Genomic DNA, 22,792 nt, shown 5'->3' with positions numbered 1-22,792 from the left:
GCTTAGGCATCCGACCGATGGAGATAAAAATGAACATCCCTACTTCGTTGAAGCATTGCATGCGTACGGTCGCCGTGCTGACGGTCGTCGGCGGCAGCGCTGCGCTGGCGGGTTGCGTGATGGACCCGCCAGGCCCATCGCCGATTTATAGCCGGCTGCCGGCTGACCAGTCGGGCATGGCCAGTACCGCCCGGCCGCTCACACCCGAAGAGCGCGAGCGCTACGATGCGATCGACCGTCAGGTGCTGTCCGATCAGAATCAGGCCATTGCCGCCGAAAACGCTGCTCAAGCGTACTCACGTTATTACTCGCCGCCCGTCAGCGTGTACGGAAGTTACTACGGTGGCGGTTGGGGGCACGGCTGGGGCACGGGTGTCGGCTTAGGCTATTCGCCGTATTGGGGCTGGTAAGCCGAAGCGGGCACTCCTGAACAATAGGTATGCCGATACGGCGACCAGACGGAGAGACTGGCATCACAGGTAAACAAAAAAGCCGCTGACCTTGTGGATCAGCGGCTTTTTTCATGTTCCTGCGAGCTTTTACATTCGTTTTTGCGTTCGTCTGCGAGTTCAACCAACCTGAATAAACTCAGTGCGCGGCTTTCTTGTCACTCGCCACCTTACCGCCATGCTTGCGCTCCGGCTTCGCGCGCGACTCCGGATTCGGCACCATATGCAGCGGCGCCGCCGACACCACACCGCGCGTAGATGTGGTAACCGAAGGCGTGTTTGCAGCCGGCAACGGCGCGTTCGGCGCAACGAACTGCACGAACACTTCGCTGTCCTTCACCATGCCCATTTCGTAACGCGCCCGCTCTTCCACTGCGGCCGTACCGTTCTGCAAATCCTGAACTTCGCCCTGGATACGCTCATTGCGCAGCTTCGAATCGGTGTTCTTCTGCAGTTGCTGCGCCAGTTGCTGCTGCAACTCGTGCACGCGCAACCAGCCGCCGTGTCCCCACCAGAGCGGGTACTGGATCAGCGCCAGTAGAACGATCAGGACAGCAGTGACAAGCCGCATGAAGTAAGCACAATAAATACACGCAGCCCTGCGCTATACGCAGGGCTGCGGGGTCAATCAGAAACGAAGGATAACCGGGTCATCGGTCGGCGCTGGCAGCCAGGCCATTAGCGCAGATTGTAGAACGCCGACTTGCCCGGGTAGCTGGCGATATCACCGAGGTCTTCTTCGATGCGCAGCAACTGGTTGTACTTCGAGATGCGGTCCGAACGCGACAGCGAACCCGTCTTGATCTGACCGGCGTTCAAGCCGACTGCGATATCCGCAATCGTCGAATCTTCGGTTTCGCCCGAGCGGTGCGAGATCACAGCCGTATAGCCGGCGCGCTTCGCCATTTCGATCGCCGCGAAGGTTTCCGTCAGCGTACCGATCTGGTTGATCTTGATCAGGATCGAGTTGGCGATGCCCTTCTCGATGCCTTCCTTCAGGATGCGCGTGTTGGTGACGAACAGGTCGTCGCCCACCAGTTGGATCTTCTTGCCGAGCTTGTCGGTCAGGATCTTCCAGCCGGCCCAATCGCTTTCGTGCATGCCGTCTTCGATCGAGACGATCGGGAACTTGTCGGCCAGGTTCGCCAGGTAATCGGCGAATTCGGTCGACGACAGTTGCAGGCCTTCGCCCGCCAACTGGTACTTGCCGTCGTGGTAGAACTCGCTCGCTGCGCAGTCGAGTGCCAGCAGTACGTCTTCACCGGCGCGGTAGCCGGCCTTTTCAATAGCTTGCAGGATGGTCGACAGGCATTCGTCGTTGCTGCCGAAGTTCGGCGCAAAACCACCTTCGTCGCCCACTGCCGTGCTCATGCCGCGATCCGACAGGATCTTCTTCAGCGCGTGGAACACTTCGGCGCCACAGCGCAGTGCTTCGCGGAAGGTCGGCTGGCTGACCGGCACGATCATGAATTCCTGGATGTCCAGGCTGTTGTTCGCGTGCGCGCCGCCGTTGACGATGTTCATCATCGGGACCGGCAGTTGCATCGCGCCCGAACCGCCGAAGTAGCGGTACAGCGGCAGACCGGCTTCTTCAGCAGCAGCCTTGGCGACGGCCATCGAGACGGCCAGCATCGCGTTCGCGCCGAGGCGCGACTTGTTGTCGGTGCCGTCGAGTTCTAGCAGGGTCTTGTCGAGGAAGGCCTGCTCGGAAGCGTCGAGGCCCATGATCGCTTCGGAGATTTCGGTGTTGATGTGCTCGACGGCCTTCAGCACGCCCTTGCCGCCGTAACGGCCGGCTTCGCCGTCGCGCAGTTCGATCGCTTCGCGCGAACCCGTCGACGCACCAGACGGCACCGCAGCGCGGCCCATCGTGCCCGATTCGAGCAGCACGTCGCATTCGACGGTGGGGTTGCCTCGCGAATCGAGAATCTCTCGACCGATGATATCTACGATAGCACTCATGGTTTCCTCAAGAAATGACGTTGAATTCTTTACTGTGAAACTGCATCAGGCGTGTCGATCCGGAGTTAGCGCTTTAGCGCTTTGTCGATCCGGTCCCATGCAGAGCACTGGTCTCCCCAGCACACTACGCACACCCCGATGCTTTCGACGACCATTGCGTGCATTCGCCGCGTGCCGATGATACCGACTGAGCCCATTGTGCAGCCCAATCATGACACGCCGCGAACGCCTGAATCAGTTGAAATCGCTTTCGAGGAACGGCGCGCGCTTGACGGCCTGATCGAGCGTAACAAGCGTTTCGAGCAGATCGGCCATGCGATGCAACGGCACCGCGTTCGGACCGTCCGACTTGGCTTCCGAAGGCTTCGGATGGGTTTCCATGAAGAGACCCGCCACCCCCGTTGCCACTGCGGCACGCGCCAGCACCGGCACGAATTCGCGCTGACCGCCCGAGCTCGTGCCCTGCCCGCCCGGCAACTGCACCGAGTGGGTGGCGTCGAACACGACCGGCGCATTGGTTTCGCGCATGATCGCAAGCGAACGCATGTCCGACACGAGGTTGTTATAGCCGAACGACACGCCGCGTTCGCATGCCATGAAGCGGTCTTCCGAGAGACCTGCTTCACGCGCCGCATCACGCGCCTTGTCGATCACGTTCTTCATGTCGTGCGGTGCGAGAAACTGGCCTTTCTTGATGTTGACCGGTTTGCCCGAACGCGCGCAAGCATGGATGAAGTCGGTTTGACGACACAGGAAAGCAGGCGTTTGCAGGACGTCGACCACCGACGCAACCTGCTCGATCTCGTGCTCGGCATGTACGTCGGTCAGCACCGGCAAACCGAGCTGACGCTTCACTTCCGACAGGATGCGCAAGCCTTCGTCCATGCCCAGACCGCGGAACGACTTGCCGCTGCTGCGGTTGGCCTTGTCGTACGACGATTTGTAGATGAACGGAATGTTCAGCTTCGCGCAGATTTCCTTCAGCCGGCCTGCCGTGTCGATCGTCATCTGTTCGGATTCGACGACACAGGTGCCGGCGATCAGGAAAAACGGCTTGTCGAGCCCGATTTCGAAATCGCCCAGTTTCATGCTTTCTCCCCGACTTCGTTCACCGTGTGCGACTGCTGATGCGCAAGCGCCGCTTCGACGAACGACTTGAACAGCGGATGGCCGTCACGCGGCGTGGACGTGAATTCCGGGTGGAACTGCACGCCGACGAACCACGGGTGCATGCTGCGCGGCAATTCCATCATTTCCGGCAGATCTTCACTCGGGGTACGGGCGCTGATGATAAGGCCACCGGCTTCGAGTTGGGGCACGAAGCGGTTATTGACTTCATAACGGTGGCGATGGCGTTCGTTCACATCCTTGCCATAGATCTCTTCGGCCATCGTGCCGGGCTTGATCGGGCAACGTTGCGAACCGAGGCGCATCGTGCCGCCCAGATCCGATTCTTCAGTGCGCTTCTCGACCTTTCCTTCGCGGTCGTACCACTCGGTGATCAGTGCGACCACGCGGTTCTCGGTTTCCTGATCGAACTCGGTGCTGTTCGCATTCTTCAGGCCGACCACGTCGCGGGCAAATTCGATCACGGCCAGCTGCATGCCGAGGCAGATGCCCAGATACGGCACCTTCGCTTCACGCGCATAGCGGATCGCGGCGATCTTGCCTTCGGTGCCACGACGGCCGAAGCCGCCCGGCACGAGCACCGCATCGAGATGCTTGAGGCTGTCGACGCCTTGCGTCTCGACCTCTTCCGAATCGATGTACTGAATGTTGACCTTGGTCGATGTATGCATCGACGCATGGCGCAGCGCTTCGATCAGCGACTTGTACGACTCGGTCAGATCGACATACTTGCCGACCATGCCGATTGTGACTTCGTGCTGCGGATGCTCGAGCTTCTCGACGAGGCTCGACCACATCGACAGATCGGCCGGCTTCGGCGTGAGCTTGAGCTCTTCGCAAATGATCGCGTCCAGACCCTGGTCGTGCAGCATCTGCGGAATCTTGTAGATGCTGTCGGCGTCCCACACGGAAATCACCGCGTCTTCGGGCACGTTCGAGAACATCGAAATCTTCGCGCGCTCGTCGTCCGGAATGGGGCGGTCGGCGCGGCACAGCAGAACGTGCGGCGAGATCCCGATTTCGCGCAGCTTCTGCACGCTGTGTTGCGTAGGTTTGGTTTTCAGCTCGCCTGCGGTGGCGACCCAAGGCACCAGCGTAAGGTGCACGAAGCACGCGCTGTTGCGGCCCATGCGCAGGCTCATCTGACGCGCGGCCTCGAGGAACGGCAGCGATTCGATGTCGCCTACGGTGCCGCCCACTTCTACGATCGCGACATCTGGCTCACCGCACGTCGCAGAAGCTGCGCCGCGTTCGATGAACGCCTGGATTTCGTTGGTAATGTGCGGAATGACCTGCACCGTCTTGCCGAGATAATCGCCGCGGCGTTCCTTGCGGATCACCGATTCGTAAATCTGGCCTGTGGTGAAGTTGTTGGCCTTGCGCATCTTCGTGCTGATGAAGCGCTCATAGTGGCCGAGGTCGAGGTCAGTCTCCGCTCCGTCTTCCGTTACGAACACTTCGCCGTGTTGAAACGGGCTCATCGTGCCGGGGTCGACGTTGATGTAGGGATCGAGCTTGAGGAGGGTGACTCTAAGACCGCGCGATTCGAGGATCGCGGCGAGGGAAGCGGCGGCAATACCCTTGCCGAGGGAAGATACTACGCCGCCGGTGACGAAAACATATTTGGTCATCGCTGGATGCTCGCGGGAAAAACGGATTATACCGTAAAGCAGGGTCTCAACCCAGCAAAATCCGAGCGACATCTGCACGCGCCGACGCTACGGCGGCGGCAATCGCCGTGCGCCGATCATGCACCGTTTTCGCGCCGGCGCCCAACCGCTTGAGCAGGCCGCGCTGCCACCGCTGCCACGGCGGTGCCGCTTATAAGCAGCCCGCCGCGCCGATGAACTCGCGCGCCGCGCAGCCCGTGGCCCTAAGCCCCCCGCTCCAGTTCGCGCAACATCCGCTGTACCGCGCGCGCGGTTTCGAGCGGTTTTTCCATCGGATACAGATGGCTGCCTTCGATCCATTCCACATGACCGCCAGTCGCGCGGCGGGTGGCGTCCAGACCCGCCTGGCGCACCTCCTTTGAATGCGTGCCGGCAATGAACCCCACCGGCACCGGGGCGCCGCGCGCAAGGCGGGGCCCAAGCGTATGCGGCAAGGTTTTATAGATCTGGTACTCAGTGCGCCGGTCGAAAGCGAGCGACCGGCCGCCGTCAGGCGCGCTCTGCGGAATGCCGAAGTCGATGTAATCGGACAGCATCCGCTCGTCCCAGCGCGCGAACGCCGGCTTCGAATGAAAGTGCCGCCACGCCTCGTCGCGGCTCGCCCACTGCGTGCGCCGCGCGCGGGTGGCGGCCGCGGGCGAAAGCCGCTCGTCGAGTCCGGTCCATTGCGACACCCGCAACATGCTGCTGCGCCAACCGGCGATCACAGGTGAATCGAGCATCACCACGCCCTTTACCCACTGCGGCTTTTTCAGCGCGGCCATCAGTGACAGATAGCCACCCAGCGAATGGCCGACCAACCATACCGGCCGCTCGTAGGTACGACCGACATCGTCGAGCAATTGCTCGACCAGATGCGGCCAGTCCTGCGTGACCGGATAACGCGCGTCGTGGCCGATGCGCTCGATGGAGCGCAATTCGTAGTCGTCGGCGAGTTCGGCGAAGATCGTCCGGTACGTCGACGCCGGGAAACCGTTCGCGTGCGAGAAGTGGATGATGTTTTTCAACTGCGGCTATCTCCGTTCTGTTTTGACGCGCGGGCTCCGGGCCTGGCTTTTTGTGCCGGCTCCGAATCCAGCGGCGCATTTGTTCTATCTGTACGGCCGGCGATCCATCAACGATCCATCCAGTAGCGGCGCTGCGTGTCGCGATAGCGCTCGAGCGTCAGTGCTGCGCCGCTCAGCCCCGCACTGACTCCCGTGCTTCCCTCCGGTCCGGTGTTCGGATCGGGATCCGGGCTGACATCCGGGCTGACATCCGGGCTGACATCGACCCGCACCGCGCCGTCCGCATCGCTGCGTGCAAGCTCGATGTGCCGGGCGTTGTAGCGCTCGAACACGCCCGCGTTCGGATGATGAAAACGGTTGCGATAGCCTACCCTACACACGCTTCAGAAGCAGCACGTAAGCTCTTGATTTTTAACTGATAGTTTCGCGCCGGTCAAACTCGAAACTGTGACTGTTGCTAGGTATTTAGAGGTTCTTCGATCTGCGCACTATATGCGCGGTCACGACTTGGTCACAAGGTGGACACCCTCTAGGATCACGCCCCCGCACGCGCCAGTGCAGCTTGAACCGTGCATCGATTTGGCGGTCGGTGCCACCATGCCGTGGCCCCGTGCTGCCGAACTTGACCCAACCATGCGTGGGCCTGTCGGCCGACCCACACTCACGACCCGGTTGTTTGCGGGCGCTATCGTTTAGTCGGTCCCGGCTTGGCCTTTGCAAGACGCTCGCACATCGCCGCAACCCATTCGCGAACAAATTCTCGATCTCCATGCGACAGATTTCCCATCAGAGCGGTAACGTCACAGGCCGGATCGAGAGAACGCCCCTCGCCACCGGCAATCAATGTCTCGGGCGGCACACCGTAGACCTCGGCAAGCTCAAACAAACGAAACAGTGGCGGCGCGGTGTGACCGCGTTCAAACCGACTGATCGTTTCCGTATTCACCCCCAGCGCTTCCGATACCTGTTCCTGCGTCATATCCGCATCGAGACGCGCGCGGGCTAACGCCTGACCGATCCGCTTTGCGAACGCTTCTTCCTGTGTCGCGGATACTCTCATACCAACACTCCGTGTCGAAAACAACAAAATTTCGACATCGATAGTGACTCGACCGCCCCGTACGAGATAACATCTTAAAATGTTGCTAACAACATATTATGTTGAATTCAACTAGAAAACATTTATCCGGGATGGCTCGGGAACCTCGGCTGCCCGGTGATACCACTACGGACCGACCAATGAACGAACAATCTCTTGCGCACGGCGCAGCTTCCGGCCCACCCTCCGACCTGTTAAATCCGGGCTATTGGACGGACTTCGATTTAACGTCTGCCGGATTCGGCAGCATAGGCCGCAACGTCCGGATCGCAAAAAACTGCACCATCGTCGGGATGCAGAATATTCATATCGGTGACCACGTTCGAATTGACGGGTTAAGTGTGCTGTCGGCCGGAAACGGATACATCCGCATCGGCAGCTACATTCATATCGGTGGCATGTGCTTCCTGACGGGAGCAGGCGGCATTGATCTGGAAGATTTCTCGGGCTTGTCGCAAGGCGTGCGCGTCTACAGCGCGAGCGACGACTACTCCGGCCAAAGCCTCACGAACCCGACGATCCCGCGCGAATTCCTCAACGTCGAAATCGCACCTGTGCGGCTCGGTCGGCACGTAATTGTTGGGTCCGGCTCCGTCATCTTGCCTGGCTGCAACATCGGCGAAGGAAGCTCAATCGGCGCTATGTCGCTGGTGACAAAAAGTCTTGCGCCTTGGGGGATTTATGCAGGTGCGCCCGCTCGCTTCCTCAAAAAGCGCTCGCAGCAACTGCTCGCAATGGAAGCCCGGTTGATCCAACAGCGCGAGTAAAAATCCTCGCGTAAAAACGAGTGCGTATCAGCGCCGACAGAGGATCGATTTCAACGGGCTGACGGTGACCCACGCCCGCACACACTAGGACACAAATTGAAAACCAAAAACATCATCCGGGGACTCGCGGTACTGCCGCTTGCCGTCGCGCTTACAGCTTGCAAACCCGCAACGAAAGTCGCTGATTTAGACCGTGTCTACAGCGTAAACGAATTCACCGAGGATATTGGGCTGCGGCAAAGGGCGCTGGCGGCCTGTAGCGCTAATCCCGGCGAACTGCAAGCTGATCCCAACTGCGTGAACTCCACTGCATCACACGTTGGTGCTGCCGCGGAAGAGGATCGGACGTACCAAATCAAGCGAATCGCCGCTGGACAAGATGTGGCGGTCATCATGATCGCGTTGAAGCTTTACCACCTCGACAACGGCGCGTATCCGACGCAAGCGCAAGGGCTGCGGGCACTAATCGAGAAACCGACCATCGAGCCAATTCCTGGCAACTGGAAGGAAGGCGGCTATCTGACACACCTTCCAAACGATCCGTGGGGCAGACCCTACCAGCTTACGAATCCGGGCAATCACGGCTACGGCATCGACGTGTACAGCTTCGGGCCTGGCTCCGACAGCGACCACCCACTCATTATGGGTTCGTGGCAGGACGACGTACGAGCGCTCGAAAAAACGTACGTCGAGAAAGGCAAGTTCACCACATCCGACCAATGAAACGGGGAACAATATGCAGTCGAGAACGAAAAATCCGATCCGCGTAGCCGTCGCTTTCTGCCTTGTATCCGCGCTTTGTGGTGCGGCAGATGGACAGGAAATACCTCCGGCATGTGAGCAGCTTGCGCGCACGATGGAGGCATGCACTGCCGATCTCGCCAATTGGGGTGATTACAATGATCCGGCGGGCGCAGCCAAACTCCGTGAGAGCATGCAGACAAACATTGCACATCTGAGAGCAGGCCTTCGACAGTCGGTGAAGGAGAAAGGGGCACTCGCCGTTGCCCAGCACTGTGCCTCTCACGACGTAAAAGCGAAAATCATCGGCGACATGGGCGGCATGATCACCCCTGTTCTCATGAACCGTGGCGATGCAAGTAACTGCCAAACCGCTTTAGCGAGAATGCAGTAGGTATTGCGCGTGTAACACCGTGAATTGAGTCGAACAAAAGACAAGGCCCCGCCCTAGCTGATTGCCAGGAGCGGGGCCAAATTCTTTGCGAGGCAGGTAACTGTGAAGGTCTGCGCATTGTAGATATTCTGTGCAGGGGGTTATGAGGTCTATACCGGCGGCTTCCAGCGGATTCACAGCAGGCAACCCGGTACCTATAATCTTGAGCGATCGTGTCCAGCCGAAACCCCGAACTCCGTGTAGCGGGGTTCCTTGATTTCCACCCACCGGAAAAGATGATGACAACCGCCAAGAAGAATGCAGTGGAACAGACAGACGCTCTTTTTGACAAGGGCACGGCAGGACGACTGGTTGAAAATAGTTCGACCAATTACCGCGATCTGCTCGCGCAGCGTGCGGCACTTGAAGAAAAGATCAAGGCAGCGCGGGAAGAAGAAGTTGCGGGCGTCTTGGAACAGATTCGACAACTTGTCGATGATTACGGCTTGCATGATGAAGTCCGGTTCACGCACGCACGCGGCCAGCGCGGCAGAAGTGGCCCGCGCGGCCCGGTTGCGGCCAAATACCGCGACCCAGCGACTGGGCAAACTTGGAGCGGGCGCGGTAGGCCTCCCGCCTGGATCAAAGGCAAGGATGAAACTCAGTTCCTGATTGCCTGATAATTCCCAAACGAAGAAACCCCGCCTAGGCGGGGTTTCTTATTGTCGGGGCGCTCGTAGCGCGGCAAAGATTCGCTTATTACGGAGTGGCGTGACTCATCATCCCCATCAGCCTGAACAACGCCGGAAGCGGAACGGGAGTTATGCCCGTAAGGTCGCCTTCTCTATTCAAAGCTTTTATATAGTCGCGTATGTGCTGCTCCATTTGCTGCACAATTATGTGTGAATCAAGCAGGCTAGGCTCTATGGTCCTTATATCCACGTCTTCAATATTCTCACCATTCACGCGGAAAAATGCCATACATGGAGGCGAAGCCTGCTCCCTGATGTTTAGAACACGCAGAAATTGCCGATTGAACTGATTCATCTGGAATTCAGCACCTTCGTGCAAATAGTATATGGTCACATCTTTGCCGGAGGCATCATTTAGCACTTTGAACCCATCCGTCTTTAAAGCCTTCCGGACTGGCCCGCTGCTCATATTGTAAAATATGAAGGCAAAGGCCCGCGCGCGCTTCTCCCGCATGTGCTCGCGACAAATATTTTTGAAATCCCTTTCAAAATCATAAAGCCCTACACTGACTCCCGTCGTGGGCCCCTGCCGGAATATGGTGTACATCTCGCCTCCAGTTAATTCTGCTTGAAGTATCAGTTTTGTGGGGTATCTAAGCGAGCCGCCACGTTCCGGGTTTGCTCAATGAGTGCCATCGTATTGGTCTGATACGCATACCACGCATTCAAACAGGCGACATCGTTACAGTGCTTCTCCCGGAAATTCCACTGTCCGCGCATCCTTTCCTTAAGAGCATCCAAATCTGGGGCGGCAATTGCGTTCTTGGCTGCGGTTACGGAGTTCGCGAGTTTCACATCTGCGTTAGCGAGTGCTGGCGTGTGGCAAATCAAATACTCATTCTGCGAATGGCTTTTCCCGCAATCAAAACTTGTTCCGTAGACCTGATTTGGGTTTGTGTTCAAATCCGTAGCGGGGTCTGCCGGTTGAGTAGCACTGGCCTGCGTAGATTGTGCCTCCGTCGGTGCCGGTGCTTGCTGGTCTTGTGCTGGCGCGGCATCTGCCACCGTCGCTACTTGCGAAGATGCTTCCGCCGCATTGGCTTGGGGCTGCACGTTGCCCTGCTCGACGTTCGCAGCAGGCGCGCTGCTAGTGCTCTCGGGATTCGCTTGCCGTACCGCAGGCGTTGGCACAGTCGCATTCGGAGTCGTGGACGATGTGGAATAGTTCGCAGTTGGACTGGTCGACATCGCTCCAATGAAAATCGCAAGTGCGCCACCCGACACAAGGATCAAAAGCCTCTCGGGCATCCGCGTGCGTTCCGTTTTATGTCCCGCCAGTTTTAGCGCAGAATCTTCGTTGCAGTAATTCACCTGCGCGAACAGGATGCAAAGACTGCCGAAGTTGTAGATTCCAACAGGAACGAACGCCATCCACAAAGCAGCCAGACCAACGCCAAGACTGTGGATATTGTTATTGCGGAACACCATGACAATCGCCACCACGGTCAGAACCGCCATCAAGTAGTGAAAAATGAGCATGATCCAGCGGCGCAGGTACATCAAATGTGCGCCGAAGCTGCCCAGGAAGAACCAGAGCAAAAACGCAGCGAATCCAGAGCGGGTCTGCGCTTGGTGAAGATTGCGATGGAACGCGTGGTCCCCAATGGCTTGCGGAGTAATGTCGTTCATAGCTTCTATGTGATCCTCGGTTTATGGCTTTTTTTAAGTTGACTGAACCGGCCTGGCGTCGTTTCCGTTATTACGGCAACGAGAGATCACTTCTTTATATGTCGGGTGAAAAAATTTCCGCAAAACCACGCTTTGCCCGCCTGGGGCAATTTTAATCAGCCTGAGTTGCGGACGTTTCGGATACTGCACTGAGAACATGACTAAGGTTCTACTGGCTATCTACCGCAAACAATGGTAAATCGTGGTGCCAGAATGAAACCACCACAATAAACGGGGAACACATGAAACTGAAGCTGGCTATTGCAACACTTCCCTTTCTGTTTGGCTGCGCCACACAGCAAGCATTGATGACGGATACCCAGTCTGGCTATCCGGAAACGATTTTCGAAGGCGCAAGTCTCCAGGACGTGCAAAATTTGTTGATTGGCCGATGCTCCCAGCTTGGTGGGATGGTGACGGACACGAATTCAAACACGGTCGTTTGCAGCAGGACACTGGAAGGCCAACAAGCCGTACTCGCCCAATTGCTCCTGGGCAATTCGTACAGCACTACGCCGGTGGACAGAATCCGCTTTATCCTCGATTCGAACGGCTCATCCGTTCATGTGACGGCGTACGAGTCGGTTGAAACCACGATGCCATTCGGACAGGTCAACCGAGCAGAATTGAAGTCCAACAATGCCCGCAACGCGCTACAGGCGGGCCTAGATCGGCTTAACCGCGAATACGAATACGCGCACCCTAAGAAACCTGTTGCGGTCGCTGTAGGCGCAACGATGCCTGTAACCGCGAACGTCTGCACCTCGTATGACGAAGCTGGGCCGGGCAACATCGTGAAGCACTATCACAAGGGCGATTCGCTCACGGTCTTTGAACGCTCCACGATCTATCTGCGCGTATCCGCGAATGGCGCACCGCAAGAATGGATCGTAGACGGCGCTTGTTCGCGCTGACGTAGGCCCAATAAAAACGCCCGCCGCTCGCGCCCAGCCACTCATCACGCATTAACTGCGTCTCAAATCTCTAACGTGGTTTCGTTAGGCCGAACGCTCTGCTACATTCTTCGTATGATTCGTTTTCCAGCGAGATTGCTAATGCCTGAACACCATGCCCATAAAGCCAAGGCGGCAGCGCCTTCACCGGCTTACGTGACGACGTTTATTGCCGACCATATTGCCAAGGCACAAGCGATCCAGCGACAATATGGCATCCCGGCAGGAATTGTGATCGCGCAATCCGCGCTGGAAACGAACTGGGGACGCCGCGTAGTTGGAAACGCATATTTCGGCGTGAAGGGTCACGCGCCGGACGGCAGTTCAGCGACGTTCACCACTCATGAAATCGTCAACGGCACGTCCGTACAGATACAGGGGACGTTCCGCGCGTACACGGGTTTTGACGACGCCGCAGATGATTACGCGCGGACGGTCAGCGGTGACCCGAAATTCAGGGTTTGTTACACGCAACGAAGTGCCAGCAAGTGCGCAGTTGCGCTTCAACACAACGGCTATGCGACCGACAAGCATTATGCTGCGAAACTGAATGCGATCATCCGCGCGCACAATCTTGACCAATACGACACGGGGCAATCGCAATGACCAGGTGGATGGTTGCAATCGCGTTGCTGATTACCTGCGCGTCCGCCTGCGCAAAACCGCTGGCAGTGCCAGACGACAACTCCGCAGCATTATGGGCATCCAAGCTGGTTAATAGGTACCGGCTCTCCACGGACAAAACCGAATGCCTGTTTTTCGATACGTTCGATAAAGGCAAAAGCTTTGAGGTGCGCGTGCGTGAGAACCACTCGCCGGAATGCGGGGGAGCAACCAACACGTCTCCAACGCTCTTCTTCATGCGGATTCGAAAGAGCGACGGCCACGCCCTCACCAATGCATATGATGGCGAGCATTTCGTCCCCTTGCGAAAGATAACCAAGACTGACTAGGCCAGTCGCGTGCGCAACACGCTTGCCATTGCCCTGCTGGGGCAATAGGAGGAATGAGTTCCGTATGAAGCGGGACTACGGAACTGCACTTGGCAAATCACACCCGCGTGTTATCACCTATCAATGAAGCGCCTGATTGAACTGACCGCTAACAGCGAACTCGCCTCGCTGCGTCTCCCAGCAACTCGGGGCCTGTTTCTTTATGTCATGCAAAATGAGCATGGAATCGTCAAGATCGGACATAGCGAGAACCCCGAACGCCGAATGGTAGAAGTCCAGAAGGCTGCTCGCTGCAAGGTGTCTCTGATCGCCACTTTTCCAGATGCGGGACATTTCGAGGAATGGGTTCATATCCAGATGGCTGATTTTGCTATCGGGTTTGAATGGTTCGAAGGAACGCAAAAGTCCAAGAATGCATTGGTTTTGCTTCTCGGGATTGATTTGCAGTGGGCGTACCCCTTCAGCGGAGGTGCCCAAGCCTGGATGGAACGACTCATGGACAGCGGTGCGGAACGCTACTGGCGCAAACGTGAACGCGAAGTGATCCGAAGAGTTAAGGGGGCCGTCATTGGCGAAGGGATTTTCCGCAACGACGGCAACGGTTCTGCAAGTCTTGACGGATACATCGCGCCCCATGTGGGGTTTCGCGATCCAGTTTTCAAGGACACGTGCAATGGCGAATCAGTGATCCTCGCCCGATTCGGAGACAGCGAGAAAATGACCTTGGTACCAACCTATACCCGCTCGATGGACGCAGCCCTTCGCCTATGGCTCCCCGATCCCTACCGCAGTATTCCTGCTTACGCGCGACCTGTTGAATGCTGCTTCTACGGTCTGTGTGACCGCCTTGGCTTCGATCCTGAGAGGCTATCGGCTTACTGACGTTGCACCAGCATTCGCTGAGCCACTGTCGGGGTAAAGGTGCAGTTCAAGCATCGCGCGCAATACCTTGGCAATGGTCGCGTTATTCGCCCGCGCATACGCCTTCAGGTCTTCGCGCAGTAGTGGGGCGACTTCAATATTCACGCGAACGAGTTCGTCAGACGGGCGCGGCGCAAGCTTGGCTTTGAGTGCTTCGATTTGTGGATTAGTCATAGTAGGTAGGTCCAGTGTGTTGCGTGATTTGCGGTGAACAGATTCCCGTCCCGAAAGGCGGAACATTATTCGGTAAAAACCTAAGCATCTATCCACCATCCAGATTCTTTCCCCTTTTCCCCCCTCTATAGAGAGAGGGGGAAAAGAGGGAAAAAGGGAATTCTCATTTGGGGGAAAAGGGAAAGGGAAAAAGGGAAATCTCTCAATCGCCCTCCTGGTAAGGGTTCGCGGGGAATAGCTTCCCGTCCTTCAGTTCAATTTTCCCTTCTGCTGATAGACGGCTTACCAGTTCGTAGACCTTGGACTGTGCGAGCGTTCCCGCTAGATGCTCAACAATTTCCCTCCGCGTTTTCCCCTTTTCCCCATTCCCGTTTTCCCCTTGGAGAAAATCCAGAATGGCGACTTCCTTCGTGTTCACCTTCACCTTCTTAATCGGTCCTAGCGGCGCTACGCAGTCTTCCTGCTCAACCACGCACGAAGTGGCAGGCGACCCCCATTGGTTCCTACCCATTTCCAAGACCTTCAGTGAGAATCCAATACGATTCCCCTTGCCGGCCAAATCTCGTTGCTTGGTGACGGTTGCAAATTTCCCTTCTGCCGTGTCCCGAACCTCTACCTCTGTATCAATTGCCGCGCGCAGGCATGAGTGACCGCGTGCGCCCTTCGTTGCATCCTTTCCGCTGTGGTGGATCAACAGGAAGTGCGCGCCCGTCTCAGCTCGAATAAGATCGAATCTGCTAACGACCAACCCCATATCCTCACCTGAATTTTCGTTGGCACCCGCTGACATACGCGCCAACGTGTCACCGATAATCAGCGCGGCCTTCTGCCCGGTCTGCGCTTCAACCGACTTGATAGCGGCAATCAGGTTGCGCGCGTCATCTTCGCTGCTCCACAGATTCACCGGCTTCTCAACAATAGCAAGGTTGGGGACCTTGCATTTGTGATGCTTGGCGTACGCTTGGACACGACTGCGCACGGATGCTGGAGACTCGGACGCGACATAGATAACCAGTCCCTGTTCTACGCGCCGATCCATCCACGGTTCACCCCGCGCCACGGCACATGCGATATCAATAGCCAAGAACGTCTTGCCGCTGTTCGAATCGCCGTACAGGATCGAACCCGCACCCTTGGTTAGAAAGCCTTCAATCAGTTCCTCAGGCGCTTCGAAGTCGCTGCCCATATCTTCGAACATCACAACCCCAAGCGCTTCACGCGCCTTCTGTGGGTCGCGTGGGCGCGGCATGTCGTCTTCCTCATCGTCTTCGTCAAACGACTGGTGCGCTTTGTTGCGTTTAGCCTCTTCGCGGTCTGATGCCATGCTGGCGTTAGCAATCTTGTCGTACGCCGAAACCCTGCGTTCGAAGTGGCTGCACGCGGGGGTGTCTTCTAGTTCGATAACGTTGTTCATACTTCTACTTCCGTGCAAATAAATGTGTGGTGGGGACTAGCCGTGACACGGCACGGCAGGGTGAGCCGCCCTTTCATCCCCATAGATACGTGTGCTCTCACGCAGGCTCAATTGATTCCGAAACATATTTACTCCTCGATTTCGGAAAGTGAGTGATTCGCTCACTCAAATATAAATTGGCCTTTTCTAGGTCTGAAACCGGGTTTTGGCAAAAAAATACCGGCAACCACTTGAAAAAGTGTGCCGGTACATTTTTCGGGCAAGCATTGCCCCTCAAAGAGATATCCCTAATGACCGCCATACGGGCTGAATAACGTACGCAGTTGCCCCGTATAACGTACTTCTATAAGTCTGTAATATTATTCGCACTCCCCGCCTGGCGGGGCATTCAAGGGATTTGATGAACTCCCTATAATTCAATAATGGTCTATAAAATACTTTATGGGGTGTGCCTGAGTAACTTATGCCAACGCACACGCCCGCTTAACTGTCGCGGGACTTATGCCGAAGTGTTCCGCTGTCAAAATTATCGAAGCGCCCTATTCTTCGCGCCATGCCTTGATTGCCGCGTAGTCATAGGATCGTGCGCGCCCCTTGTATTTTCCCGGCTCGCGCGCAATCGCCGCGCCACCGACAAGCCCCTAAGGGGCTGTATTCAAGCCCGAAGGTGTTGGACCTTTCGGGGTTCGGATTCTGCGGCTGTTTTCTACTTGTGCGGCGCAATAATCGCCGCGTGGAGCAATCGCCGACTCCGAAGGCAGAGGACAGCTAGAGTCGTTGATGTTTCCACAGTTCTTCGGCGGCACATGATCTGCCGTCAAAGGACCGTGTTCGCGGCGTATCGCGCAGTAACCAATTTTAGGCACACGGTTCGAGAACCGTTCTGCCAGATTCTTTGAATAATTGGCCATGAGGATCAAAACTGAATCAGTCAGACACCTGTTCCGCTCTCAGCCTACGGGCGACCGTATCGATCCACACCCGGCAGTGAACGTCCTTGCTGTCCGCGTCCTGCAGACGAATCCGAATGTGAAGATTCGCCCCATTACCCGGAACCCGGCACACGTTGCCACCCCAGCAAGCGGCAACAGGACCCGTTAGGCCGATGTCTTGGTCATCGGGGTTAGGTAGTTCGCGCGAAAACCAGTAGGCGATGTACACCGTCATCTTCGACTTCGGCGGAAGGTCGAACTTCTCCACGAAACGCGGGCCGGTCGATCCGTCGTACAGCGGGGCGTTCATCACGTGCGCGGTGCAGCCATTTAAATGTACGTCCGACCGGTTCTGCACGATAGTTGCCACACTGTACCCGCGCACCTGATCGTTGAACGTGAAATCTGGTGTCCGCATGTCGTCCGTGATCGCCAGTGCAAGTGGCTGCATGTACCGCCGGGTCTTGAAGAAACCGACTACCGCGTAAACGCACACGCCAATCACAAAGCCGCCGACCCCTCCGATAACGTTGTTTGTCATAGGGTCTGTGGTCGCCGGAACTTTGAGCTTCGCGAGCAGGAAGCCGCCGAAGGAAGTCCCGAACAGCGTAAGCCATCCGAATGTCTGCGCGAACGCATCGTGAATCGCGTACCAAAGCCACCGACGCATGAACCGCCGCGTTTGCTTCCAGTCCATCCGGCTTTCCCCGAGATCAGCCAATCAGTGCCCTCGCTACATCGTTCGAATATCAACCCCACGCCTTGCCAGCATCGGCTTCAGTGCGTCACTGTCGATAGCCGGTCGCTGCGATGCAGCATGGCACGACAGTTGGGGCATAGCTTGAGAGTTAGAAACTGTTGCGCGTAGCATCCATCGTTGAGAGCGACGCAGACGCAGCAGTTTCTCACTAATTGCGCGGCGAATACATCCCGCAAGCTGCCACTTTCGAGTTCTCCGAGTGACAGGACCGAGTCGGCAACCGCCGGATGTTCCGCAGATTTCTACGATGCTGATGTTCGCAATACAACGTGCATGACGAACATCCGCCGCTGAATCCGGATACCTGAAATTTTTCGATATTCCCGCCCCACCCATATATATACTTTTTGCATCAAAAAATATGTACCGATTTTTGCCACTTGCGCGCAAAAATGGCTCTGTCTGCTGGCCGCCTATCCGTAAGGGTATTCGTCTTTGGAAAACCCTTTTAAAACCTGAGCCTCACCTTTGCTGACGGGTTTTCCTGGCTTTTTACCCCACACGGCGCAAACCTTTCGAATACCCATTTAAACCGGTTTCGTTAGGTTTATACGCTCAACTTCAGGCAGCATGAACGCGTGGCCTTTGTAGATTCTAGTCATCTGTACGGAGCTTCGGGATTCGTGCCGTATCCGCATTGACGTGTGCGGAAAGCCCGTCGAGATCAGGAAACAGATACGAGTGATCAATGCCGTAATCGGCAAGGAGGTCCAAGATGTCAGGCTTCAGGTTCGCGGGGATATGAAGTTGTATCAGATTGGGGCATTCGCCACCAAGACGAGATGCCCTTACGTCAATCCCATGCGCTGCATCGCAGTGAACCGTGAACAGACCCTTCTGACTGATCACTCGCGGAAAGACCGCTTTCGGAAGATATCCGAATACGCCTTTCCTCTCCTTCAACGTGTCGCGAGTATTCTCGTCGGTCAGGATTGCATCACCCATCTCGTACATCCAAACCGCGCCGTCCTTATCGGCATGGTCTGAACACGCGAAATAGCACGCAACCAGCGGGTTCATCGACCAGTCGAGAAGGCGTGTCGCAAGGCCGTGATGTTGCGCCAACGCTAGTTGTTCGAGATAGCTTGACGACAATGAACTGTATGCAACGGCCCTTTTGCTCCATGCGTAGAACCGTCCAAGGTCTCTGTTATCCGGCAGATAAAATTCCGGCCGACCGGCCTTCGGAAGCAATTCCCAAGCCGCTTGAGCGTGTCCCCTGAACACGTACCCCACACCGTCGTGGCTTCTGAAACCGCGAAAGACCTTGTGAAGCATATCTAGGTCGGTCACGTTGATCGTGTGATGTTGCACGTTCTTCCTTCCGTCATTTGAGTCCAGCGGCGAACGTCCGCACCTCTTTTGGTGCCCGTTTTTGAAGTGGCATGGTCCGATTAAGCGCATTGAGTCGGTTTATGCCTGCCGCATATTTGCTGTGATCAGCGATCAGTCGAGGTCCGCGTCGTACCGGGTTCGACCGCAAAGCAACGTTCGGAGCCCTCAACGCGAGTTTGGTTCACCGAAATCAGCGAGTGAAGGCACGCTCAAAAGTTCGCAATCAGCGCGCTCGCGCCAGCAAGATCTTCGATCCTACCGGCACCAAGTGTTATCAGCGCCGGTAGCTTGGTCACCTTGCGGAAGTTACCGTCACTCGTTAGGAACACGTCGCGGCCTGCGTAAATGTGGCTCCAAAGCGCCAGTACATCACATTTTCGGTTTCGCCATTTCCAGTACTCGTCTGGGCGTTGATCGTGTGGAAGTTGAGGTGTGCCTGCCGGTGGCAGTGATGCTCGATTTGGAAACAGCACGTTATGGATTTTCGTCTCTAGCTCGATCATCGTCTCGTCCGACCACAAACACCAATCCCAAAAAGTCAGATCGAAGTAAGCAATTGGCCTGAGCAAAGACAGGTGATCTAGTTTCAGCCGTGCAAGACGTTCACGGAAAGTGTCGAAGTTCTCGATTTCCCCCGAACGTTGTCTTTCCGAAGCGCTGATCGCGACCAGTGCGACGTCAATTCGCCCCTGTGCATGTGTATCGACCAACTGACGAATCGCCGTAGCAGCAGGGCGGTTCTCTTCGATTGCGACAATGGCATTCGTATCAAGTGTCAGCCGTAGCATACTTGCAGGATTCGAAGGTTTTGATCTGTCATAGGGAGCTAGCTACTCCGGTCTGAGACTCGAACTGCACACGCAATTCCTCACGAAGAAGCTGGACGACTCGCGTCGGGCCGCTCGTCCAGTGTCAGGCCAAGTCTGGTCAGGAGCGGACACCGAGCTACGTTACGACCAGTCAACAGCGGTGCCACACTCAGCCGTATAAGCCCAGCTTTGTCCGTGCTGGGAATATCTCCGCAGCGGCAAACGACAGTACTGACGCGTTCCTACTGGTCCGTGTCTTTCACCCCATGCTCCGCGACATGCCGCCACTGGCGCATGAGCCGGTCTAAATCATCGGTCAGCGTGCCCTGCGCATCTGGCCAGATAGCATTCATGTTGTCGATAGCCTTCACGATGAACGGCATTGCGTATCGCAACGGCATCGACGCAAGTTGAATTGCGCCCGGCTCTCCTGCCCTCGCATGCATCAGTTGATGTATCGAGAACGGAAACGTATGTATGTACTGAGACAGGAACATTTCGGCAGTCACATAAAAATCGTGATCGATCCCGTGCGCTACATTTAGCTCTTTCTGGGTAAGGTAAATGGGGCGAAACGGGTCGCCTTTACCCACGCGCCCTTGCCAGTCCTTCGGTGCATTCGCGAAGCAATCATGCGATTTGATCTGTTCGGAGAGCACGGCGGACCTCTGGCGAATCTCATCAACACGAGCATCGACCGAGCCGATTTTTTCGAGCATCGTCAGGCGGCGTGCTTGGTCGTGCGCATCCCAGAGCAAGATTCGAAATTCACGTTCGGACGGGCTAACTTGCGGCGCGCCGATATACGCTAAGGCGTCGTAGGCTTCGATCAACGAGCGCCCCACGGCACAAGCGGACGGCAAGTCCCAAAGTTCTTGTGGGACGCTGGCATCGAGCGTCGGGGAAAGTCGTCGCAAGCTGATGCCGTGACAAATCAGCTTCGTGAAGATCGTATCGACGTACGCCAAGTGCTGCCCATCAATGGCGTGACCAGTCAGTCGGTTGCAAAGCGCGAAGGCATGAGAAACCAGCGCATCATATTCGACGAGGATTCCCTTGTAAGTTTCAGGCGTCACAAATCCCCCTTACGGTCGCGGCGGCACGTTATTCTGATTATCGCCGCGTCGGCACTTCGAAAGGAGCAAAGTGCGTTCTGTAGAGAAATATTCGCTCGAAGGCCCCGGCATGGACGGTTTCTCCTTCCGGCCAAGAAACATCCTGATCGGAAGCCGGATTCCAAAAATTGACGACCATCAGCAACCAGTACGCCTCGAAGACGCGGTATTTCTTCACTAGCTCCGTCTTGTCAGCTATGGCTTTTTCGATGCGTGGTAACGAGAGCAAGGGCGTGGCATAGCTTTGCGTCACCCGCCATCTGGCGTCGGGATATTCTCGACCGTTCCAGTACGCCCAACTCAGTTCCGGAATGTGTTCAAACGTATAGTCGGGGATACTACCGGACGGCTCATTTTCGACGCGAAGCCCTAGGTCCGCGATGGCCTTTGCAAGCGGCCCGATTTTTCGTATGGGCTTCTCGAAATCGAAGGCGAAATGAAGCTCTATCGCGCGCCCGCCCGCCTCGCGATGCAATGTTTGTGCTCGCTGGAGTACTGCGTCGCGGTGCCGTCGCTGCACCTGCTCGCTGTCTGGATCGTCACCATCGGAAAGGTACAAATCCGTAATTTCGATGCCGATCTTACGCGTTCCGTCAATAACCACATCGGGCTTGTCGCCGTAGACGATTGCACCCGCAGGCAACTCGAATTCGCGAGCGAACATTTCGAACACGGCTCGTTCCTGCTCTTGCTTTTTCTGATTCTTGGTGGAACGACCCATCACCCTCGTCTCCAACTAATCAACGTAGCCCGTCCTGCTTGGATTGCTGGTTTGATCGCGACCAACACTCTAACGCTACCGAACTCAGACGGCTTCCGCTGCGGCCTTGCTGATAGTCGGATGCGACACCCCATACTCTTTTGCAAGCCCTCTCGCTGTTGCTCCCGCTGCCAGCTTCGCTTTAATTTCTGCCCGCTGCGCTGCCGTCAGCGACAATGGACGACCGGCAATCTTCCCTTCCGCCTTTGCGCGTGCCAGACCGGCGTAGGTACGCTCGACCAGTTGATCGCGTTCGAACTGTGCGAAGGCGGCGAACATGCGCATAACCAAATCCCCTGCCGCGCTTGTCACTTCCATTACCGGCAGGTCCAGCACAATCACTGCAACTTTCATATCCCGCAACATCGTGACCGTCGCATCGATATCTCTCGCGCCGCGTCCGAGTCGGTCCAATTTTGAAACAACCAGTTTGTCCCCCTCGTCCAGCTTCCCAACCAGCTTGGCGAACATCGGACGTTCCATCGCCGCGACCGTACCACTGATCGTTTCCGCGTACACGTGACGAGGTGCGACGACATACCCCGCCTTTTCAGCAAGCATGATCTGGTTCGCTGGCGTCTGATCGCCGGTACTCACGCGGGCGTAAAGAAATGTCTTGGACATGTCGCGCTCAAATGGAAAGATAACGTGGAAATAATATCACATGGAAATCAATTCGGGAACAAGGACTTTATTTCCACTTTTACAGTGCGTTTTGCAGCGGCAAGAAACCGACCGATTATTTACCAATGACCGGCGAGGTGTCGGTCACGTACCGCGAGCATTGCAGACTATTGGCTAGAATTGCACGCACAACAAGGACACGGAACGGGGGATCGAAGATGGAGCGCTTGAATTCCAGAACACTGCTTGCCGTGGCTTTTATTGCCGGGGGGTGTTTGGGGTGGCTCGTAAGATTTCCGCCGACTGACAGCAGTTCGGCGGCAGGATGGGCGCAGGCATTTGGGACGGTCGGAGCAATTTTTGGATCGTTCGCCATCAGCCGGTACCAAATAAAGAAAGAGGTTGTTCGCGAGAAGATAGCGTCGC

Annotated in this window: 25 protein-coding genes and 4 pseudogenes; 10 read left to right on the top strand and 19 right to left on the bottom strand. The window is 56.5% G+C overall.

Annotated elements, in window-relative coordinates:
* Positions 1–29 precede the first annotated feature (29 nt).
* Complete coding sequence (locus tag PQR40_RS30720) at positions 30–410, top strand: hypothetical protein (RefSeq protein WP_408227217.1); 381 nt, start codon at positions 30–32, stop codon at positions 408–410.
* Positions 411–588: 178 nt separating this feature from the next.
* Here the strand turns inward: PQR40_RS30720 and ftsB are convergent, their stop codons facing one another.
* The 7 genes and pseudogenes from ftsB to PQR40_RS30685 all read right to left on the bottom strand — a co-directional run bounded on the left by ftsB (position 589) and on the right by PQR40_RS30685 (position 7,276).
* On the bottom strand, positions 589–1,020 hold the full coding sequence (ftsB, locus tag PQR40_RS30715) for a cell division protein FtsB (protein WP_408390159.1): 432 nt from the start codon (positions 1,018–1,020) through the stop codon (positions 589–591).
* A gap of 107 nt (positions 1,021–1,127) precedes the next feature.
* Positions 1,128–2,411, bottom strand: a complete 1,284-nt coding sequence (eno, locus tag PQR40_RS30710) for a phosphopyruvate hydratase (protein ID WP_097389692.1) — start codon at positions 2,409–2,411, stop codon at positions 1,128–1,130.
* A 234-nt stretch (positions 2,412–2,645) separates the two neighbouring features.
* Positions 2,646–3,500, bottom strand: coding sequence for a 3-deoxy-8-phosphooctulonate synthase (gene kdsA / locus PQR40_RS30705; RefSeq protein ID WP_097389693.1), 855 nt, complete (start codon positions 3,498–3,500; stop codon positions 2,646–2,648).
* The gene (gene pyrG / locus PQR40_RS30700; RefSeq protein ID WP_408510546.1) at positions 3,497–5,170 is read right to left on the bottom strand and encodes a CTP synthase; all 1,674 of its coding nucleotides are present in this window, start codon (positions 5,168–5,170) and stop codon (positions 3,497–3,499) included. Before pyrG ends, kdsA begins: the two co-directional genes overlap by 4 nt.
* Before the next feature lie 242 nt (positions 5,171–5,412).
* Positions 5,413–6,216 carry an alpha/beta fold hydrolase gene (locus PQR40_RS30695; protein ID WP_408227226.1) on the bottom strand — a complete coding sequence of 268 codons (804 nt, stop codon included), beginning with the start codon at positions 6,214–6,216 and terminating at the stop codon, positions 5,413–5,415.
* Positions 6,217–6,323: 107 nt separating this feature from the next.
* Positions 6,324–6,590, bottom strand: a pseudogene (locus PQR40_RS30690) (hypothetical protein); the annotation flags it as partial.
* Positions 6,591–6,901: 311 nt separating this feature from the next.
* Positions 6,902–7,276 (bottom strand): helix-turn-helix domain-containing protein, encoded by a 375-nt coding sequence (locus PQR40_RS30685; protein ID WP_408510545.1) that lies wholly within the window; start codon positions 7,274–7,276, stop codon positions 6,902–6,904.
* A 179-nt stretch (positions 7,277–7,455) separates the two neighbouring features.
* Here PQR40_RS30685 and PQR40_RS30680 point away from each other — a divergent pair, with 179 nt between their 5' ends.
* From PQR40_RS30680 to PQR40_RS30660, 5 genes and pseudogenes are all read left to right on the top strand, one after another.
* Positions 7,456–8,082 carry an acyltransferase gene (locus PQR40_RS30680; protein WP_408510544.1) on the top strand — a complete coding sequence of 209 codons (627 nt, stop codon included), beginning with the start codon at positions 7,456–7,458 and terminating at the stop codon, positions 8,080–8,082.
* A gap of 96 nt (positions 8,083–8,178) precedes the next feature.
* Positions 8,179–8,376, top strand: a pseudogene (locus PQR40_RS30675) (EexN family lipoprotein); the annotation flags it as partial.
* A gap of 48 nt (positions 8,377–8,424) precedes the next feature.
* Positions 8,425–8,739, top strand: a pseudogene (gene gspG, locus PQR40_RS30670) (type II secretion system major pseudopilin GspG); the annotation flags it as partial.
* 79 nt (positions 8,740–8,818) lie between these two features.
* The gene (locus PQR40_RS30665) at positions 8,819–9,217 is read left to right on the top strand and encodes a hypothetical protein (protein ID WP_408510543.1); all 399 of its coding nucleotides are present in this window, start codon (positions 8,819–8,821) and stop codon (positions 9,215–9,217) included.
* 347 nt (positions 9,218–9,564) lie between these two features.
* Positions 9,565–9,876: an H-NS histone family protein gene (locus tag PQR40_RS30660; RefSeq protein WP_408510551.1), complete on the top strand. Its 312-nt coding sequence runs from the start codon at positions 9,565–9,567 to the stop codon at positions 9,874–9,876.
* Positions 9,877–9,955: 79 nt separating this feature from the next.
* Here the strand turns inward: PQR40_RS30660 and PQR40_RS30655 are convergent, their stop codons facing one another.
* Together PQR40_RS30655 and PQR40_RS30650 are read right to left on the bottom strand one after the other, a co-directional pair.
* A complete protein-coding gene (locus PQR40_RS30655; protein ID WP_408510542.1) occupies positions 9,956–10,495 on the bottom strand; it encodes a hypothetical protein in 540 nt (179 codons plus the stop codon).
* Between the two features lie 29 nt (positions 10,496–10,524).
* A complete protein-coding gene (locus PQR40_RS30650) occupies positions 10,525–11,577 on the bottom strand; it encodes a hypothetical protein (RefSeq protein ID WP_408510541.1) in 1,053 nt (350 codons plus the stop codon).
* A gap of 281 nt (positions 11,578–11,858) precedes the next feature.
* Here PQR40_RS30650 and PQR40_RS30645 point away from each other — a divergent pair, with 281 nt between their 5' ends.
* The 4 genes from PQR40_RS30645 to PQR40_RS30630 all read left to right on the top strand — a co-directional run bounded on the left by PQR40_RS30645 (position 11,859) and on the right by PQR40_RS30630 (position 14,404).
* The gene (locus PQR40_RS30645; protein ID WP_408510540.1) at positions 11,859–12,530 is read left to right on the top strand and encodes a hypothetical protein; all 672 of its coding nucleotides are present in this window, start codon (positions 11,859–11,861) and stop codon (positions 12,528–12,530) included.
* 114 nt (positions 12,531–12,644) lie between these two features.
* Positions 12,645–13,175, top strand: a complete 531-nt coding sequence (locus tag PQR40_RS30640; RefSeq protein ID WP_408510539.1) for a glycoside hydrolase family 73 protein — start codon at positions 12,645–12,647, stop codon at positions 13,173–13,175.
* Positions 13,176–13,183: 8 nt separating this feature from the next.
* Entirely contained in the window at positions 13,184–13,522 is a 339-nt protein-coding gene (locus PQR40_RS30635) for a hypothetical protein (protein ID WP_408510538.1), read from the top strand.
* 123 nt (positions 13,523–13,645) lie between these two features.
* The gene (locus PQR40_RS30630) at positions 13,646–14,404 is read left to right on the top strand and encodes a GIY-YIG nuclease family protein (RefSeq protein WP_408510537.1); all 759 of its coding nucleotides are present in this window, start codon (positions 13,646–13,648) and stop codon (positions 14,402–14,404) included.
* On the opposite strand, the gene PQR40_RS30625 is transcribed toward PQR40_RS30630, so the two are convergent.
* The 10 genes and pseudogenes from PQR40_RS30625 to PQR40_RS30580 form a co-directional block, all read right to left on the bottom strand.
* Positions 14,390–14,617 (bottom strand): hypothetical protein, encoded by a 228-nt coding sequence (locus PQR40_RS30625; protein ID WP_408510536.1) that lies wholly within the window; start codon positions 14,615–14,617, stop codon positions 14,390–14,392. The two genes, PQR40_RS30630 and PQR40_RS30625, sit on opposite strands and share 15 nt — an antisense overlap.
* Before the next feature lie 202 nt (positions 14,618–14,819).
* Positions 14,820–16,031 (bottom strand): helicase RepA family protein, encoded by a 1,212-nt coding sequence (locus tag PQR40_RS30620; protein WP_408510535.1) that lies wholly within the window; start codon positions 16,029–16,031, stop codon positions 14,820–14,822.
* A gap of 461 nt (positions 16,032–16,492) precedes the next feature.
* Positions 16,493–16,660: pseudogene (locus PQR40_RS30615) on the bottom strand (recombinase family protein); the annotation flags it as partial.
* A 298-nt stretch (positions 16,661–16,958) separates the two neighbouring features.
* Positions 16,959–17,660 (bottom strand): hypothetical protein, encoded by a 702-nt coding sequence (locus tag PQR40_RS30610; RefSeq protein WP_408510534.1) that lies wholly within the window; start codon positions 17,658–17,660, stop codon positions 16,959–16,961.
* A 657-nt stretch (positions 17,661–18,317) separates the two neighbouring features.
* Positions 18,318–19,037 (bottom strand): FRG domain-containing protein, encoded by a 720-nt coding sequence (locus PQR40_RS30605; RefSeq protein WP_408510533.1) that lies wholly within the window; start codon positions 19,035–19,037, stop codon positions 18,318–18,320.
* A gap of 230 nt (positions 19,038–19,267) precedes the next feature.
* On the bottom strand, positions 19,268–19,846 hold the full coding sequence (locus PQR40_RS30600) for a hypothetical protein (RefSeq protein ID WP_408510532.1): 579 nt from the start codon (positions 19,844–19,846) through the stop codon (positions 19,268–19,270).
* 263 nt (positions 19,847–20,109) lie between these two features.
* Entirely contained in the window at positions 20,110–20,943 is an 834-nt protein-coding gene (locus PQR40_RS30595; protein ID WP_408510531.1) for a hypothetical protein, read from the bottom strand.
* Positions 20,944–20,980: 37 nt separating this feature from the next.
* Positions 20,981–21,703 (bottom strand): hypothetical protein, encoded by a 723-nt coding sequence (locus tag PQR40_RS30590; protein WP_408510530.1) that lies wholly within the window; start codon positions 21,701–21,703, stop codon positions 20,981–20,983.
* 84 nt (positions 21,704–21,787) lie between these two features.
* The gene (locus tag PQR40_RS30585) at positions 21,788–22,366 is read right to left on the bottom strand and encodes a recombinase family protein (protein WP_408510529.1); all 579 of its coding nucleotides are present in this window, start codon (positions 22,364–22,366) and stop codon (positions 21,788–21,790) included.
* Positions 22,367–22,481: 115 nt separating this feature from the next.
* On the bottom strand, positions 22,482–22,792 hold a 311-nt coding region (locus PQR40_RS30580; RefSeq protein WP_408510528.1), incomplete at its 5' end, for a hypothetical protein.

Origin of the sequence: Paraburkholderia sediminicola (genome assembly GCF_046026855.1) — a bacterium.
Taxonomy (GTDB): domain Bacteria; phylum Pseudomonadota; class Gammaproteobacteria; order Burkholderiales; family Burkholderiaceae; genus Paraburkholderia; species Paraburkholderia sediminicola_A.
This window is presented reverse-complemented; position numbering and strand designations above follow the sequence as displayed.

Excerpts from the sequence above, each read along its gene's own strand:
- PQR40_RS30720 (WP_408227217.1), top strand. The coding sequence starts at position 30 with ATGAACATCCCTACTTCGTTGAAGCATTGCATGCGTACGGTCGCCGTG.
- ftsB (WP_408390159.1), bottom strand. The coding sequence starts at position 1,020 with ATGCGGCTTGTCACTGCTGTCCTGATCGTTCTACTGGCGCTGATCCAG.
- eno (WP_097389692.1), bottom strand. The coding sequence starts at position 2,411 with ATGAGTGCTATCGTAGATATCATCGGTCGAGAGATTCTCGATTCGCGA.
- kdsA (WP_097389693.1), bottom strand. The coding sequence starts at position 3,500 with ATGAAACTGGGCGATTTCGAAATCGGGCTCGACAAGCCGTTTTTCCTG.
- pyrG (WP_408510546.1), bottom strand. The coding sequence starts at position 5,170 with ATGACCAAATATGTTTTCGTCACCGGCGGCGTAGTATCTTCCCTCGGC.
- PQR40_RS30685 (WP_408510545.1), bottom strand. The coding sequence starts at position 7,276 with ATGAGAGTATCCGCGACACAGGAAGAAGCGTTCGCAAAGCGGATCGGT.
- PQR40_RS30680 (WP_408510544.1), top strand. The coding sequence starts at position 7,456 with ATGAACGAACAATCTCTTGCGCACGGCGCAGCTTCCGGCCCACCCTCC.
- PQR40_RS30665 (WP_408510543.1), top strand. The coding sequence starts at position 8,819 with ATGCAGTCGAGAACGAAAAATCCGATCCGCGTAGCCGTCGCTTTCTGC.
- PQR40_RS30655 (WP_408510542.1), bottom strand. The coding sequence starts at position 10,495 with ATGTACACCATATTCCGGCAGGGGCCCACGACGGGAGTCAGTGTAGGG.
- PQR40_RS30650 (WP_408510541.1), bottom strand. The coding sequence starts at position 11,577 with ATGAACGACATTACTCCGCAAGCCATTGGGGACCACGCGTTCCATCGC.
- PQR40_RS30645 (WP_408510540.1), top strand. The coding sequence starts at position 11,859 with ATGAAACTGAAGCTGGCTATTGCAACACTTCCCTTTCTGTTTGGCTGC.
- PQR40_RS30640 (WP_408510539.1), top strand. The coding sequence starts at position 12,645 with ATGATTCGTTTTCCAGCGAGATTGCTAATGCCTGAACACCATGCCCAT.
- PQR40_RS30635 (WP_408510538.1), top strand. The coding sequence starts at position 13,184 with ATGGTTGCAATCGCGTTGCTGATTACCTGCGCGTCCGCCTGCGCAAAA.
- PQR40_RS30630 (WP_408510537.1), top strand. The coding sequence starts at position 13,646 with ATGAAGCGCCTGATTGAACTGACCGCTAACAGCGAACTCGCCTCGCTG.
- PQR40_RS30625 (WP_408510536.1), bottom strand. The coding sequence starts at position 14,617 with ATGACTAATCCACAAATCGAAGCACTCAAAGCCAAGCTTGCGCCGCGC.
- PQR40_RS30620 (WP_408510535.1), bottom strand. The coding sequence starts at position 16,031 with ATGAACAACGTTATCGAACTAGAAGACACCCCCGCGTGCAGCCACTTC.
- PQR40_RS30610 (WP_408510534.1), bottom strand. The coding sequence starts at position 17,660 with ATGGACTGGAAGCAAACGCGGCGGTTCATGCGTCGGTGGCTTTGGTAC.
- PQR40_RS30600 (WP_408510532.1), bottom strand. The coding sequence starts at position 19,846 with ATGCTACGGCTGACACTTGATACGAATGCCATTGTCGCAATCGAAGAG.
- PQR40_RS30590 (WP_408510530.1), bottom strand. The coding sequence starts at position 21,703 with ATGGGTCGTTCCACCAAGAATCAGAAAAAGCAAGAGCAGGAACGAGCC.
- PQR40_RS30585 (WP_408510529.1), bottom strand. The coding sequence starts at position 22,366 with ATGTCCAAGACATTTCTTTACGCCCGCGTGAGTACCGGCGATCAGACG.